A 13,585-nucleotide genomic window follows, 5' to 3' on the forward strand; every position below is an offset into this window, starting at 1 on the left:
CCGCTCGCGCTGATCTGCCGGCTATTGTCGGCCCGTTCGACAGTGCCGTCCAGCCGGAGGAAGTCATGCCCGCCCAGCCCTACGATATCGTCATCCGCGGCGGCACCGTCGCCACCGCCAGCGGCCGCTTCCTCGCCGATGTCGCGATCTCCGGCGAGACGATCGCCGCCGTCGGCCGCGGCCTCGGACCCGGCGCCCGCGAGATCGACGCGACCGGCAAGCTGGTCCTGCCCGGCGGCATCGACGCCCACACCCATATCGAGCAGGTCTCGGCGGGCGGTCTCCTCAATGCCGACAGTTTCGAGAGCGCCACCACCTCGGCGGCCTTCGGCGGCAACACCACGGTGATCTCCTTCGCCGCGCAGCACCGCGGCCTCGACCTGCGCAAGGTGGTCGACGACTATTCGGCCCTCGCCGCGCGAGGGGCGCTGATCGACTATGCCTTCCACCTGATCGTCGCCAATCCCGACGCCAAGACGATCGAGACCGACCTGCCGGCGCTGATCGGCGAGGGCCATGCCTCGATCAAGCTGTTCATGACCTACGACCTCATCAAGGTCGACGACGAGCCGCTGCTCGACGTGCTGCTCACCGCCCGCCAGAACCGGGCGCTGCTCTGCGTCCATGCCGAGAACCACGGCATGATCTCCTGGATGGGCAAGCGCCTGGTCGCCAAGGGCTACACCGCCCCGAAATTCCATGCGATCAGCCATCCGCGCGGTTCCGAGGCGGAAGCCTTCACGCGCCTGATCACGGCCGCGGCGCTGATCGACCAGCCGATCATGATCTTCCATGTCTCCACCCGCGAGGGCGCGGAGGTGATCCGCAAGGCGCGCGGCGAGGGGCTGAAGGTTTTCGCCGAGACCTGCCCGCAATATCTGTTCCTGACCCGCCACGACCTCGACAAGCCAGGCCTCGAAGGCGCCAAGTGGATGTGCTCGCCGCCGCCGCGCGAGGCGGAGGACCAGGAGGCGCTCTGGCGCGCGCTCGCGCTTGGCGACATCCAGACGGTGACCTCCGATCACGCGCCCTATCGGTTCGACGAGACGGGCAAGCTCTCCGCCGGCCCGCAGCCGACCTTCAAGCAGATCGCCAACGGCCTGCCGGGGCTCGAAGTGCGCCTGCCCCTGATGTTCGATGCCATGGTCTCCAAGGGCCGGCCGGAATTCGGCGGCCGCGGCCTCGAGGCCTTCGTCGATCTGACCGCCACGGCGCCGGCCTCGATCTACAACCTGCCGAACAAGGGCGCGATCGCGCCGGGCCTCGATGCCGACATCGCGATCTGGGATCCCGCGCGCGTCGTCACCCTCAGCGACCAGATGATGCACGATCGGACCGGCTTCACGCCCTTTGCCGGCCGCACCGTTCAGGGCTGGCCGGTCCATGTGTTGTCGCGCGGCCGCGACGTGATCGCCGGCGGCGCGGTTGGCGTCGCGCCGGGCACGGGGCGCTGGTTGAAGCGCCAGGGCGGCTGGGCGGCGGAGCCGACCGGCCGGCTCACCGCCGACATGGATCCCGAGCGCAATTTCGGCGCGCGGCTCCTGTAGGCGTGGCGCCGCAGCTGCTGGTCAAAGAGCTGCCCGGACATCGGTCCGGGCGAAGCCGTTGCCGGTGTAGAGCAGCCGGCTGCCATGGTCCTTGGCGAGCTCATAAGCGAAGCAATCGCCAAAGTTCAGCGCCGCTGGATGTCGGCCCTTGCCCCACATCTCGTAGGCCTGGGCCACCCGGTGGGCAACTGCCGGCGTCACATCGACGATCCGAAAGCCGAGCTCTGCGATCAGGCGCTCCATTTCGTCCCGTACATTGCGCCGAGCGGCGACGATCAGTGCCTCCGCAACAGTTGCGGCGGAAATGATCAGATCGTCTTCGGCCTGCAGAGCCGTCATGCACGCTTCGGCGGCCTGTTCGCGGAGAATGATTGCCATCAGCGCGGAGGTATCGACGGCGATCATTCGGGCATCCCGTCGTCCGCATAAAGGAAGTCTTGGCTTCGCGCCGCAGTCGGTCCCGCCGTGGCTTTGGCCGCTGCCGAAGCCTGGACGGCTTCCATGAGAGCGCGGCGCGACCTTGCGGTCGGGCGAGGCTGAAGCGGCACCAGCCGCACGGCGGGCTGGCCGTGGCGTGTCAGGATGACTTCGTCGCCCGCTTCGGCGCGTCGCACGAGCTCGGTCAATTGTGCCTTGGCGTCTGTCACGGAGACCCGCATGTGATGCTCCGATCCGGGATCGTTACCGTTCTGCGGCACGCTGGATTTAGACCAGCGAATGGTCCAGATCACATGATTGGTGGCAAAGGTGACGGTGGTGGGAGCGACGGTGATCGAGCATCGTCGCGGCTCTTGAGCAATCGGGGCCGGCCCGCCACATTGGCGGCATGACACAGCACAGCCAGACTCGCCAGACCAATCCCTTCCTCCGCCCCTGGACCACACCCTTCGGCATCGCGCCGTTCGGCGAGATCGCCATCGATCACTATCGCCCGGCTTTCGAACAGGCGCTCGCCGAGCACCGCGCCGAGATCGAGGCGATCGCCACGCAGGCGGCGGAGCCGACCTTCGCCAATACGATCGATGCGCTGGAAAGGGCCGGCCATGCGCTCGACCGGCTGTGCGGCGTGTTCTTCAACCTCGCCTCCTCCGATGCCGATGCGGACATCCAGGCGATCCAGCGCGAGATGGCGCCGGTGCTCGCCCAGCACGGCAATGCCATCAGCCTCGACGAGCGGCTGTTCGGGCGGGTCAAGGCGCTGCATGCCGCGCGCGACGGGCTCGGCCTCTCGAGCGAGCAGGCGCGGGTGCTCGACAAGACCTACAAGAATTTCGTCCGGGCCGGAGCCGAGCTCGACGAGGCCGGCAAGGCGCGCATGCGCGCCGTCACCGAGCGCCTTGCGAGCCTCGGCACCGCCTTTACCCAGAACGTGCTGAAGGACGAGGCGACCTGGACGCTGCCGCTCGCCGAGGCCGACCTCGACGGCCTGCCCGACGATCTCGTCTCGGCCATGCGCCAGGCCGCGCGCGACCGCGGCCTGGACGGGGCGGTGATGACGCTCGGCCGCTCCATGGTCGAGCCGTTCCTGAGCCTGTCGCCGCGGCGCGACCTGCGCGAGAAGGTGTTCAAGGCCTGGGTCAAGCGCGGCGAGATGGGCGGCGAGAGCGACAATACGGCGATCGTCGCGGAAACCGTGGCGCTGCGGATCGAGCGGGCGAAGCTGCTCGGCTATCCGACCTTTGCGGCCTTCAAGCTGGACGATACGATGGCCAAGACGCCCGAGGCGGTCCGGGCGCTGCTCGAGCGGGTCTGGGCACGCGCCAAGGTGCGCGTCGGCGAGGAGCGCGCGGCGCTGGCCGACATGGCGCGTGCCGAGGGCATGAACGCTCCGATCGAGCCGTGGGACTGGCGCTTCTATGCCGAGAAGGTGCGCAATGCGCGGCATGCGCTCGACGAGGCGGCGCTGAAGCCTTATTTCCAGCTCGACCGGATGATCGAGGCCGCCTTCGACGTCGCCACCCGCCTGTTCGGCGTCACCTTCGAGCGGCGTCTCGACGTGCCGGTCTATCATCCCGATGTGCGCGCCTACCAGGTGCTGCGCGACGGCAAGCCGATCGGGCTGTTCCTCGGCGACTATTTCGCCCGCACCACCAAGCGGTCGGGCGCCTGGATGAGCGCGTTCCGCTCGCAGGAGAAGCTTTCGGGCGAGGTCCTGCCGATCATCGTCAACGTGATGAATTTCGCGAAGCCCGCCGCAGGTCGGCCGGCCCTGCTGTCCTTCGACGATGCCCGCACGTTGTTCCATGAATTCGGCCACGGCCTGCATGGGCTTCTGTCCGACGTCACCTATCCGCTGCTGTCGGGCACGTCGGTGGCGCGTGATTTCGTCGAGTTTCCCTCGCAGCTCTACGAGCACTGGCTGGCGCGGCCGGAAGTGCTGGCCCGCTTCGCGGTGCATGCCGAGACCGGCGAAGCCATGCCGCAGGAACTGATCGACCGGCTGATCGCCGCGCGCAATTTCAACCAGGGTTTCGCCACGGTCGAATATACCTCCTCGGCGCTGGTCGACATGGCCTTCCATTCGCTCGACAGCGCCGAGGGCCTGGATCCGATCGCCTTCGAGCGCGACGAGCTGAAGCGCCTCGGCATGCCCGAGGGCATGGTGATGCGCCACCGCACGCCGCATTTCGCCCATATCTTCTCGGGCGACGGCTATTCGGCCGGCTATTACAGCTACATGTGGTCGGAAGTGCTCGATGCCGATGGCTTCGCCGCCTTCGAGGAGGCGGGCGACGTGTTCGACCCGGCCCTCGCCGCGCGGCTCGGCACCTTCGTCTATTCGGCCGGCAACAGCCGCGATCCCATGGAGGCCTACATGGCCTTCCGGGGCCGAGCGCCGGATCCGGAGGCGCTGCTGGTCAAGCGCGGGCTCGCCGAGGCGGCCTGACGCGCAGGCGCGGCCGACAGCAAAAGGGCGGCCCCCGTGAAGGCCGCCCGCTGATCGTGCCGATGGCGAAAGCTCAGTGCCGCATTTCCACCGTGCCGGTGGGCGTGCCGACGGCGCTGCGCCATTGCGCGGCGGTGCCGCGGATCCAGCCGACATAATCGCGTACCGGCACATAGATCGGCGCCGAGGTGCATTCGCGGCCGGGATCGGTGGTGCCGCCCTTGAGGATGCCGACCACCGTGAAGGCGCCGCCGCTGCGGCGGTAGACCGGGCCGCCGGAATCGCCGACGCACATGCCGGAGCGATGGGCCCGGTCCTCGCCGGACAGGCCGGCAAAGCCCCGCCCCGGGACGCTCGGCTGGGCGTTGCGCATCAGTGCCTCGCGCAGCACGCCGTCGCGCGCCCGGGTGCGCTCGGTCGAGCCGAAGCCGGCGATCAGCATTTCCTCGCCGCGGCCGGCGCTGCCCCAGCCGCCCGGCAGGGCGGCGGCGCGGGTGTCCGTGCCGAGCGGGCGGGCGAGCTGGATCAGCCCGACATCGTCGGAGGCGAAGCCGTGGCGGGGGTCGAAATTGGGATGGGCCTGGACGCGCGCGACCTGCGCGGTGGCACGGCGGAACGACCGGTCGAGATAGCGGACCCGGTAGCGGCCGCGGGCCGAGACGCAATGACCGGCGGTGAGGACCAGGTCGGGACCGATAATGGCGCCGGTACAGACGCCTTCGGGCGTTTCGATGAGGACGGTCGAGCGTCGCGTGCCGTTGGGATCCCGGGCCGGCTCGCCTCGCATCACCGCTTCAGCGGCGGGCATGGCGGCCATCAGGCCGACGAATGCTGCAATCCAACCGATATGTCGCGCCACGGTAACCTCGCGCTTCGAGCCGGGCACAGCCGCCGTCCCGGACCTCAGAAGTGTTAACAGAGCCCCCTTACGGCAAGCTGTCAATGCGGCAGTCCCATAAGTCTGTGACAGTTCCATGATGCCGGGGATTTGCACTTGAACCTTCCCATGGGGCAGAGGGGGGCCGTCCGCCGGCGTTTTCATTGCACCCGCTAAGGACTTGTATTGCCTTGCGAGAATTGAGAAAATTGACGGCAATGATCCGTCCGAAGATCATGCGCCTGGGGGAAGACTTGAGGGGGTTCTGATGCTGGATGCGACGACCGCGACCTATCGGATCGTCATTGCCGACGATCATCCCCTGTTCCGCGGCGCCCTGCGCGAGGCGGTGACCGGGCTTGGCGTGCGTCTGGCGATCGCGGAGGCCGGATCCTTCGCCGAAATGTCCGACCTGATCGGCGCCGGCCCCGACGTCGACCTCGTTCTGCTCGACCTTGCCATGCCGGGCGTGAAGGGCTTTTCCGGGTTGATGTATCTGCGCGCGCAATATCCCGGCGTGCCGGTGGTGATCGTCTCGGCCACCGAGGATGTCGACGTCATCAGGCGCTGTTTCGAATTCGGCGCCTCCGGCTTCATTCCCAAGACGCTCGGCACCGAGGCGATGCGGGAGGCGGTGCGTCTGGTGCTCGACGGCGGCACCTATGTGCCCGCCGATGTCGACCTGGCGGCCAACAGCGATTCAGAGGGCGCGCGGCTGGTGGCGCGGCTCGCAAGCCTCACGCCGCAGCAGGTCCGCGTTCTGATGATGCTGTCGGAAGGCCTGCTCAACAAGCAGATCGCCTATGAGCTCACCGTCTCGGAAGCGACCGTGAAGGCCCATGTCTCGGCGATCCTGACCAAGCTCGGCGTCGACAGCCGCACGCAGGCGGTCATCGCCGCATCCAAGATCGCTGCCGAAGGCTGGCCGGGCCAGGCGCTCAACGGCTGAGGCCGGCCGGCCGCGGTGCGGTCAGCAGGACGGCGAGGCCGCCGAGTACCAGGGCCATGCCGGCAAGGCGCAGCGGGCCGAAGGCTTCGCCGAAGACGAGGGCCGAGGCCGCGGCGCCGACGAAGGGCACCAGGAGCGCGAAGGGCGCGATGGTCGCCGCCGAATAGCGGGCGATCAGCCGGCCCCAGAGCGCATAGCCGAGGGTCGTGGCGACGAGGCCGAGATAGAGCGCGGCGAGCCAGCTCGCCGCAGAGGCGCCGGCCAGTGCCTGGCCCATGCCGCCGGGGCCCTCTGTCGCAAGCGCCAGGGCAAGGCCGGGCAGGGGCGGCACGAGGCTGGCCCAGGCGACGAGCGCGACCATGTCGACCGGCCCGGCCCGTTTCATCAGGATGTTGCCGAAGGCGAAACTGACAGGCGAAACGAGGATCAGGAGGAAGCCGGCGAACGAAAACTCGGCGCCGCTGGTCGCCGCGATGGCGAGGAGGCCGCCGCCGGCCATGAGCAGCCCGGCCACCTGCCGCCTGCCCGGCACCTGGCCGAACAGGGCTGCCGAAAAGGCTACGGTGAAGAGCGCCTGGCTTTGGACGATCACCGCGGCGAGACCTGGCGGCACGCCCTGGGCAATGCCGACGAACTGGAACAGGAACTGGCCGAGGAACAGCGTCGCCCCGATTGCCGCGAGCCGCGGCCAGCCGATGGCGGGCCGCGCCACCAAGAGCACGGGCAGGGCCGAGAGGGCAAAGCGCAGCACCATCAGCAGGGCTGGCGAGAAGCTGTCGAGCGCCGTGCGGGTGACGACGAAGGCGATACCCCAGATCAGGGTGACCGCGAGCGCGAGGGCGGCATCGATGGGCCTCATGGTCCAAGACTGCCGTCAGCATCACGGCCGGCCAAGCTCATTTCGCTGATGGCCGCCATTCGCGGCGGCCATCCGCGCTTGCCGCGCATGGCGGCGACAAGGGCCCCCGCCGGTCGCTCGCGCGGACTGGCGGGGGGCCGCGCCCGCCCCCCCACTGCGAACGCGGCTGTCGATGCCCGCTTTGTTCAGAAGCGGTAGTTGACGCCGGCGCGCACGATGTCCGCGCTCATCCGCGCATTGGCGTAGATGAGGATGGCGCGCAGGTCGCTGCGATAGGTCTGCGCGCCGAGATCGACGTGCAGATATTCGAGCTTGGCGGTGATCTGCGGCGTGATCGCGGCTTCGACGCCAGCGCCGAGGGCCCAGCCGACATGGGTCTTGGAATCGCGCCCGACGGCGTTGGCGGTACGGCCGGCGCCGTCGTTGTAGTTGGCCTCGGTCCGGTCGGTGCCCTTGGCGATGGCAAGGCCGCCGGTCGCGTAGACGAGGAAGCGGTCGACCGTGAAGCCGAGGCGGCCACGGATGGTGGAGAGCCAGCTGATGCCGCTCGACCAGCGCTGGTCGACCCGGTCGCCCGGCTGCCAGACGTCGGTCTCGAAAGCGCTGGCATTGCTCTTCATGCCGGTCAGCGAGAAGTCGGCCTCGAGGCCGAGCACCATGCGGTTGATCTGGTGGTTGTAGCCGATTGTGCCGCCGATCAGCCAGCCATTGGCCCGCTGCGACTCGCCCACGTCGCCGTCATAGACGCCGAGGCCGGAATAGTAGGACGTGGTCCAGCCCTGCCGCATCGTTCCCCAGCCGTGGCCGCCGCTGATGCCGGCATAGAGCCCGGTCCAGCGATAGGCCGGCGCGGCATCGATGAAGGCGGCCGGTACCGAGACGGGCATGTCGGCGGCGACGGCCGGCAGCGCCACGGCGGCGGCAAGGACGATGCCGGAAATGAGTTGTTTCATCGGGCTCCCCAGGAGGATCGGTTGGTGCAATGATGTGGCCGGTCCGGGTCGGCGCGAAGACGGTGGTAGCCGCGGCACGGCGCAACAGCGCCCGTGCAAGGAGAGCGGCGGCTCCGGAAGCGGCGACCAGGGCGAGCGACGAGCGCGATATTCGACGGCTTCGGCCTGCGTCGCCATACGGCAGGTGGCGTATTTTTGCGGTGCTGAGCCGGCTATTTCCAAGGACGCCGCAAGGGCCACAACGGCATGCAGGGCCGGTTAACCAGGGCGCGGCTTCTGCCGTTGGCGGTCGCCGAAATACGACATCGGTCGTATCCGCCGGACGGCGCCCGCGATCTATGGAAGAGGTCGGGCGGGTTCTCGGCGCAGAGACCGCCTGGCGCTTGCGCCTCTTTCACGCGCCGTCGGGCGGCCTCGGCCGCTTTTGCTGGGGGAGAGACCCATGAAGACCATCGCCGTTGCGACCGCCGTGTCGCTGATGTCCTGCGCAGCCGCTTTCGCCGCGAGCGCGCCGGCGCCGGCCAAGCAGACGAAGAGCGAAACCGTCGCCGCCGCCAAGGCCGGCACGGCCCAGGCCGAGGTTCGGTTCTATTATCGCTGAACTCGGGCGCGCCGGCTGTTCGAGGCTGGCGCGCTCCCTTCGCCCGAGGGCTCAGAGCTGCTGGGCCTGGAACGTGTTGCAGGCGCTGATCTGGCCCGACCTCAGGCCGGTCATGAACCAGCGCTGGCGCTGCTCGGACGAGCCATGGGTGAAGCTGTCGGGAACGACATAGCCCTGCGAGCGCTTCTGCAGCATGTCGTCGCCGATCGCCGCCGCCGTCTGCATCGCGGCGCGCACGTCGTTTTCGTCCATGAAGCGCGAGCGCTGCTGGGTGTGGTAGGCCCAGACGCCGGCGAAACAGTCGGCCTGCAGCTCCACCCGCACCTGGAGTGCGTTGGACTGAGCCTCGCTGCCGGACTGCTGCTGCGCCTGATGCACGCGGTCGAGCAGACCCATCAGGTTCTGCACGTGATGACCGATCTCGTGCGCCACCACATAGGCATAGGAGAACTGGCAGGCCTGCGCCTCGCCGGTGCAGCCGCGGAACCGGGTGGTCAGCTCCTGGAAGAAGGTGGTGTCGAGATAGACCTTGCGGTCATTGGGACAGTAGAACGGCCCCATGGCCGATTGCGCCGCGCCGCAGCCCGAGCGTGTCGCGCGCGAGAACATGACGAGGCCCGGCGCCTCGTAGCGCCGTCCCGCCTCCTGGAAGATCTTGGTCCAGGCATCCTCGGTCGAGCCGAGCACGGCGGCGACGAAATCGCCCATCTGGTCGTTCGGCGCGCCCTGCCGGGACGGCTGCTGCTGCTGTTGTTGCGTCTGCCGCCCGCCGCCGGTCACCGCATCGTAGCCGCTGAGCAGCACCGCCGGATTGATGCCGGTCATGTAGGAAATCAGGCCGATGACGATCATGCCGCCAATGCCGATCCCGGCCGGGCCGCCGGGCAGGCCGCCGCCACCGCCGCCGCCGCGCCTGTCCTCGACATTGTCGGAACGCCGGAAATCATCGTAACGCATGGGTCAATCCCCTTGGGGTTGCCGGGATCATGCCGCCAGTGACGGGCCGGCGCAACTCCCGCCGTGACACAATGGTTTTGCCGGAAATTAAGTTTTACAGTTCGTTTATATTTACCTCTCGGTCATAGAATAAAAAACAATTCCTCTCGTCGGCTTAAGTATCCTTTTACCCTGTCTGGCCAATCTTCACCCGTGTGCAGCGTCACATTTGTTCCGCGTACCGAGTGCCGCCTCATGCGTCTGAATTTGAACGGAACCGCCCGATCAGGTGACCGCGTACGGGCGGTCCGTTCACCTTCACTGGTCCCGGACCAGGAGGTCGGCATCGGCCTCGGCAACCGCATCGTGGTCGGTGACTGCGTCGCCGCGCTCGATGCCCTGCCGCCCGCCTCGGTGGACCTCATCTTTGCCGATCCGCCCTACAATCTGCAGCTGCAGGGCGCGCTGCACCGCCCTGACGACAGCCTGGTCGATGCCGTCGACGACGACTGGGATCAGTTCGAGAGCTTCGCCGCCTACGACGCCTTCACCCGCGCCTGGCTGAAGGCGGCCCGTCGGGTGCTCAAGCCCGACGGCGCGCTTTGGGTGATCGGCTCCTATCACAACATTTTCCGTGTCGGCACGGCGTTGCAGGACCTCGGCTTCTGGGTGCTCAACGACGTCATCTGGCGCAAGGCGAACCCGATGCCGAACTTCCGCGGCCGGCGTTTCACCAACGCCCACGAAACCCTGATCTGGGCCTCGCGCGACGCCAAGGCGCGCTACACCTTCAACTACGAGGCGCTGAAGGCCGGCAACGAGGACGTGCAGGTCCGTTCCGACTGGTTCATTCCGCTCTGCACCGGCGACGAGCGCCTGAAGGACGGCGCCGGACGCAAGCTGCACCCGACGCAGAAGCCCGAGGCGCTGATCGCCCGGGTGCTGCTCGCCTCGTCCAAGGCGGGCGACGTCGTCCTCGACCCATTCTTCGGTTCCGGCACGACCGGGGCCGTTGCCAAGCGCCTCGGCCGGCGGTTCATCGGGATCGAACGCGATCCCGCCTATGCCGCAGCGGCCGAGGCGCGCATTGCTTGCATCGAGCCTCTGCCGGAGGACAGCCTCGCCGCCTTCACCACCGCGCGCGAAGCGCCGAGGGTCGCCTTCGCCTCGCTGGTCGAGCGCGGCCTCGTGCGGCCGGGCACGGTGCTGACCGACGAGAAGCGCCGCTATGCCGCGACCGTGCGTGCCGACGGCTCGCTGATGAGCGGCCCGCAGGTCGGCTCGATCCACAAGATCGGCGCCCTCGTCCAGGGCGCCCAGGCCTGCAACGGCTGGACCTTCTGGCACGTCAACGACAACGGCATGCTGTCGCCGATCGACGCGCTGCGCGCCCGCATCCGCGAGGAGATGGGCGTGCGCTGAGGCGCCGCCCGCAGCGCTGCTCTCAGCTCCGGCCGCGGCCGTCGACCGACCAGGCGCCCGGCCCGGTCGCGACCATCTGCAGGAAGCCGCCGGCAATCGCCAGATTCTTCATGAACTGCAGCATCTGGCCGGTATTGCCGGGCTGGAAGTGGAACAGCCAGGCCGACAGCAGGCAGAAGCCGGCGAGCAGGAAGGCGACGAGCCGCGTCTGGAAGCCGACGAGGATCATCAGGCCGCCGACGAGCTCGACAGCGATGACCAGCGGCAGCAGCGCGCTCGGCACGCCCGCCGAGGCCATGTAGCCGGCCGTGCCGGCATAGCCGGGGATCTTGTTGAAGCCGGCCTGGATGAAGATCGCTGCGATCAGGACGCGCGCGGCGAGCCTGATCAGGTTGTTCAGCGCCGCATTGTCGAACAGTTTGTCGAGCATGACGATCCCCACGAGCCGCCCAGGCGGCCGCTGCCGGCCGCAAAACACAGTGACTGTCTGTGAGTCGGGACGACGCCACGATCACCCCGGCATGCGGCAGGATGTCGCAGGTGGGTGGGTGGCGAATGGCGAGTGGTGGAGTGCGCCCCTGCACGCGGCGGATGCGGGGTGGAGGCACTCCAATTGGCTTGGAGTCCCCCCATCCGCTATTCGCCACTCCCCATTCGCCCAATGCTACTTCAGCACCATGGCGCTGAACGGCCAGACATAGGCCTGCAGCATGACGAGCACGCCGACGAGACAGGCGAGCACGATCGAATGCCAGAACACGTAGCGCAGGATCGAGCCTTCATGCCCGAACCAGTTGGTGGCCGTCGAGGCGACCACGATCGACTGGGCGTCGATCATCTTGCCCATGACGCCGCCGGATGAATTGGCCGCGCTCATCAGGATCGGCGAGATGCCGAGCTGTTCGGAGGTGATCTTCTGCAGGTTGCCGAACAGCACGTTGGAGGCGGTGTCCGAACCGGTCAGCGCCACGCCGAGCCAGCCGAGCAGGGTGCCGAAGAACGGGTAGAGCAGGCCGGTCGCGGCGAAGGCGAGGCCGAGCGTCGCATCGAGCCCGGACAGGCGGGTGAGCGTGCCGATCGCCAGCATGGCCGAGATGGTGATCAGCGAGGTCGCGCAGCGCTTCAGCGTCCGGCCGTATTCGGCCAGCATGCCGCCCGGCGAGACGCCCATCAGGACGCCGGAAATGATCGCTGCGATCAGCATGCCGGTGCCGGTGAACGACATGTAGGTGAAGGCGAAGACCGCGCCTTCCGGCGTCGGCCGCGCGGCCACCGGCGCCACCTTGTTGATCATGTTGTGCAGTTCGGGGACCGGATAGTTCCAGGTGAAGATCGGATTGACGACGCTCTTGAACCAGCCGGTGCCCCAGATCAGCATGACGATGCAGACGATGATCCAGGGCAGCAGCGCGCCCCACAATTGCTGGCTGGTCAGCGGCGTCGTGTCGATCGGCTTGGCGGCAGCCATGGTGGCGGCGGAATCGTCGCGCGTGCGCAGGGCCGGCGACAGCCAGAGCTCGCGCGGCTGCCACACTTTCAGGAAGCCGATGAGACAGGCCATCGAGATCAGCGATGCGCCGATGTCGACGATCCAGGGATTGATGTAGTTGGAGATGAGGAACTGCGGCACCGCGAAGGAGACGCCGGTGACCAGCACCGCCGGCCAGACCTCCTTCATGCCGCGCCAGCCGGCGAAAGCCCAGATCAGCCAGAACGGCACGATCACCGAGAAGAACGGCAATTGCCGGCCGACCATGGCGCCGAGCACATAGGGGTCGAAGCCGGTGACCTGGGCAAGGCCGGCGATCGGCGTGCCGAGCGCGCCGTAGGCGACCGGAGCGGTATTGGCGATCAGCGACAGGCCGGAGGCGGCGAGCGGCGAGAAGCCGAGGCCGATGAGGACGGCGCCGGTGACCGCGACCGGCGTGCCGAAGCCCGAGGCGCCCTCGAAGAAGGCGCCGAAGGCGAAGGCGATGAGCAGGAGCTGCAGGCGCCGGTCGGGCGTGACGCCGGCGATCGCGCGCTGGAGCAGCTCGAAGCGGCCGGTCCTCACCGTCACCTGGTAGAGGAAAATGACGTTGAGCACGATCCAGCCGATCGGGAAGAAGCCGGTGACGATGCCGAGCAGCGAGGCGCGGATCGACATGTTGGCCGGCATGGTGAACAGGAAGATCGCCACCAGATTGGCGAGGACGAGCGCGACGATCGCCGCGATATGGGCCTTCACCTTGCCGCTGGCGATCAGCACCAGCAGCGTCACCACCGGCACGGCGGCGGCTATTGTCGACAGCACGGCATTGTTGAACGGGTCGTAGACCTGGTTCCACATCGGCGAGACCTCCCTGTCCCCTCATGGCTTCGCCACGGGCCTAAGGCTTTGATTCTCGTCGGGACGACCCGTGGCGACCGTCGCCCCCTCTTTTTGCAGGACCTGCGGCTGCGACGATCGGTGCGGACGGCATCCGCTCCGGTGTCAGGCGCAGATTCGGCTGCCGTAAGGCTAGGGTGGGCAAAATGTCGCAGCAACTGCACTGGGCGTATTGCTGCCGCGCGG

The 13,585-nt window shown here is 68.1% G+C and carries 13 protein-coding genes; 5 read left to right on the forward strand and 8 right to left on the reverse strand.

All coding sequences use genetic code 11. The features are described 5' to 3' along the window. Positions 1-65 precede the first annotated feature (65 nt). Positions 66-1,547: a dihydropyrimidinase gene (gene hydA, locus OZ671_RS16915; protein ID WP_268861840.1), complete on the forward strand. Its 1,482-nt coding sequence runs from the start codon at positions 66-68 to the stop codon at positions 1,545-1,547. Between the two features lie 21 nt (positions 1,548-1,568). On the opposite strand, the gene OZ671_RS16920 is transcribed toward hydA, so the two are convergent. Next, positions 1,569-1,952 (reverse strand): type II toxin-antitoxin system VapC family toxin, encoded by a 384-nt coding sequence (locus OZ671_RS16920; RefSeq protein WP_268861841.1) that lies wholly within the window; start codon positions 1,950-1,952, stop codon positions 1,569-1,571. Then, complete coding sequence (locus OZ671_RS16925; protein ID WP_268861842.1) at positions 1,949-2,206, reverse strand: type II toxin-antitoxin system Phd/YefM family antitoxin; 258 nt, start codon at positions 2,204-2,206, stop codon at positions 1,949-1,951. The genes OZ671_RS16920 and OZ671_RS16925 overlap by 4 nt, the downstream gene beginning before the upstream one ends. Positions 2,207-2,373: 167 nt before the next feature. On the opposite strand from OZ671_RS16925, the gene OZ671_RS16930 reads away from it, so the two are divergent. Beyond that, positions 2,374-4,434 (forward strand): M3 family metallopeptidase, encoded by a 2,061-nt coding sequence (locus OZ671_RS16930; RefSeq protein ID WP_268861843.1) that lies wholly within the window; start codon positions 2,374-2,376, stop codon positions 4,432-4,434. A gap of 73 nt (positions 4,435-4,507) precedes the next feature. On the opposite strand, the gene OZ671_RS16935 is transcribed toward OZ671_RS16930, so the two are convergent. Next, the gene (locus tag OZ671_RS16935) at positions 4,508-5,242 is read right to left on the reverse strand and encodes a S1 family peptidase (RefSeq protein ID WP_268861844.1); all 735 of its coding nucleotides are present in this window, start codon (positions 5,240-5,242) and stop codon (positions 4,508-4,510) included. Positions 5,243-5,579: 337 nt separating this feature from the next. On the opposite strand from OZ671_RS16935, the gene OZ671_RS16940 reads away from it, so the two are divergent. Then, positions 5,580-6,260, forward strand: coding sequence for a response regulator transcription factor (locus tag OZ671_RS16940; protein WP_038304819.1), 681 nt, complete (start codon positions 5,580-5,582; stop codon positions 6,258-6,260). Here the strand turns inward: OZ671_RS16940 and OZ671_RS16945 are convergent. After that, a complete protein-coding gene (locus OZ671_RS16945) occupies positions 6,250-7,119 on the reverse strand; it encodes an EamA family transporter (RefSeq protein ID WP_268861845.1) in 870 nt (289 codons plus the stop codon). The genes OZ671_RS16940 and OZ671_RS16945 overlap by 11 nt on opposite strands. 185 nt (positions 7,120-7,304) lie before the next feature. Next, entirely contained in the window at positions 7,305-8,072 is a 768-nt protein-coding gene (locus OZ671_RS16950) for an outer membrane protein (RefSeq protein WP_268861846.1), read from the reverse strand. A gap of 442 nt (positions 8,073-8,514) precedes the next feature. Between OZ671_RS16950 and OZ671_RS16955 the strand changes: the two genes are divergently transcribed. Then, positions 8,515-8,673, forward strand: coding sequence for a hypothetical protein (locus OZ671_RS16955; protein WP_268861847.1), 159 nt, complete (start codon positions 8,515-8,517; stop codon positions 8,671-8,673). A 51-nt stretch (positions 8,674-8,724) separates the two neighbouring features. Here OZ671_RS16955 and ypfJ read toward each other — a convergent pair whose 3' ends face one another. After that, complete coding sequence (ypfJ, locus tag OZ671_RS16960) at positions 8,725-9,630, reverse strand: KPN_02809 family neutral zinc metallopeptidase (RefSeq protein ID WP_268861848.1); 906 nt, start codon at positions 9,628-9,630, stop codon at positions 8,725-8,727. A gap of 300 nt (positions 9,631-9,930) precedes the next feature. On the opposite strand from ypfJ, the gene OZ671_RS16965 reads away from it, so the two are divergent. Further along, the gene (locus OZ671_RS16965; protein WP_442957092.1) at positions 9,931-11,031 is read left to right on the forward strand and encodes a site-specific DNA-methyltransferase; all 1,101 of its coding nucleotides are present in this window, start codon (positions 9,931-9,933) and stop codon (positions 11,029-11,031) included. Between the two features lie 22 nt (positions 11,032-11,053). On the opposite strand, the gene OZ671_RS16970 is transcribed toward OZ671_RS16965, so the two are convergent. Together OZ671_RS16970 and OZ671_RS16975 are read right to left on the reverse strand one after the other, a co-directional pair. Further along, the gene (locus OZ671_RS16970) at positions 11,054-11,461 is read right to left on the reverse strand and encodes a DoxX family protein (protein WP_268861850.1); all 408 of its coding nucleotides are present in this window, start codon (positions 11,459-11,461) and stop codon (positions 11,054-11,056) included. A 234-nt stretch (positions 11,462-11,695) separates the two neighbouring features. Further along, positions 11,696-13,360 (reverse strand): L-lactate permease, encoded by a 1,665-nt coding sequence (locus OZ671_RS16975; protein WP_268861851.1) that lies wholly within the window; start codon positions 13,358-13,360, stop codon positions 11,696-11,698. Positions 13,361-13,585: the final 225 nt, after the last annotated feature.

Origin of the sequence: Phreatobacter sp. AB_2022a (assembly GCF_026847585.1) — a bacterium.
In the GTDB taxonomy this organism is placed as follows: domain Bacteria; phylum Pseudomonadota; class Alphaproteobacteria; order Rhizobiales; family Phreatobacteraceae; genus Phreatobacter.

Coding starts and splice junctions, on each gene's coding strand:
- OZ671_RS16935 (WP_268861844.1), bottom strand. CDS start 5,242: ATGCCCGCCGCTGAAGCGGTGATGCGAGGCGAGCCGGCCCGGGATCCC.
- OZ671_RS16920 (WP_268861841.1), bottom strand. CDS start 1,952: ATGATCGCCGTCGATACCTCCGCGCTGATGGCAATCATTCTCCGCGAA.
- OZ671_RS16930 (WP_268861843.1), top strand. CDS start 2,374: ATGACACAGCACAGCCAGACTCGCCAGACCAATCCCTTCCTCCGCCCC.
- OZ671_RS16955 (WP_268861847.1), top strand. CDS start 8,515: ATGAAGACCATCGCCGTTGCGACCGCCGTGTCGCTGATGTCCTGCGCA.
- OZ671_RS16975 (WP_268861851.1), bottom strand. CDS start 13,360: ATGTGGAACCAGGTCTACGACCCGTTCAACAATGCCGTGCTGTCGACA.
- OZ671_RS16940 (WP_038304819.1), top strand. CDS start 5,580: ATGCTGGATGCGACGACCGCGACCTATCGGATCGTCATTGCCGACGAT.
- OZ671_RS16950 (WP_268861846.1), bottom strand. CDS start 8,072: ATGAAACAACTCATTTCCGGCATCGTCCTTGCCGCCGCCGTGGCGCTG.
- OZ671_RS16925 (WP_268861842.1), bottom strand. CDS start 2,206: ATGCGGGTCTCCGTGACAGACGCCAAGGCACAATTGACCGAGCTCGTG.
- OZ671_RS16945 (WP_268861845.1), bottom strand. CDS start 7,119: ATGAGGCCCATCGATGCCGCCCTCGCGCTCGCGGTCACCCTGATCTGG.
- OZ671_RS16970 (WP_268861850.1), bottom strand. CDS start 11,461: ATGCTCGACAAACTGTTCGACAATGCGGCGCTGAACAACCTGATCAGG.
- hydA (WP_268861840.1), top strand. CDS start 66: ATGCCCGCCCAGCCCTACGATATCGTCATCCGCGGCGGCACCGTCGCC.
- ypfJ (WP_268861848.1), bottom strand. CDS start 9,630: ATGCGTTACGATGATTTCCGGCGTTCCGACAATGTCGAGGACAGGCGC.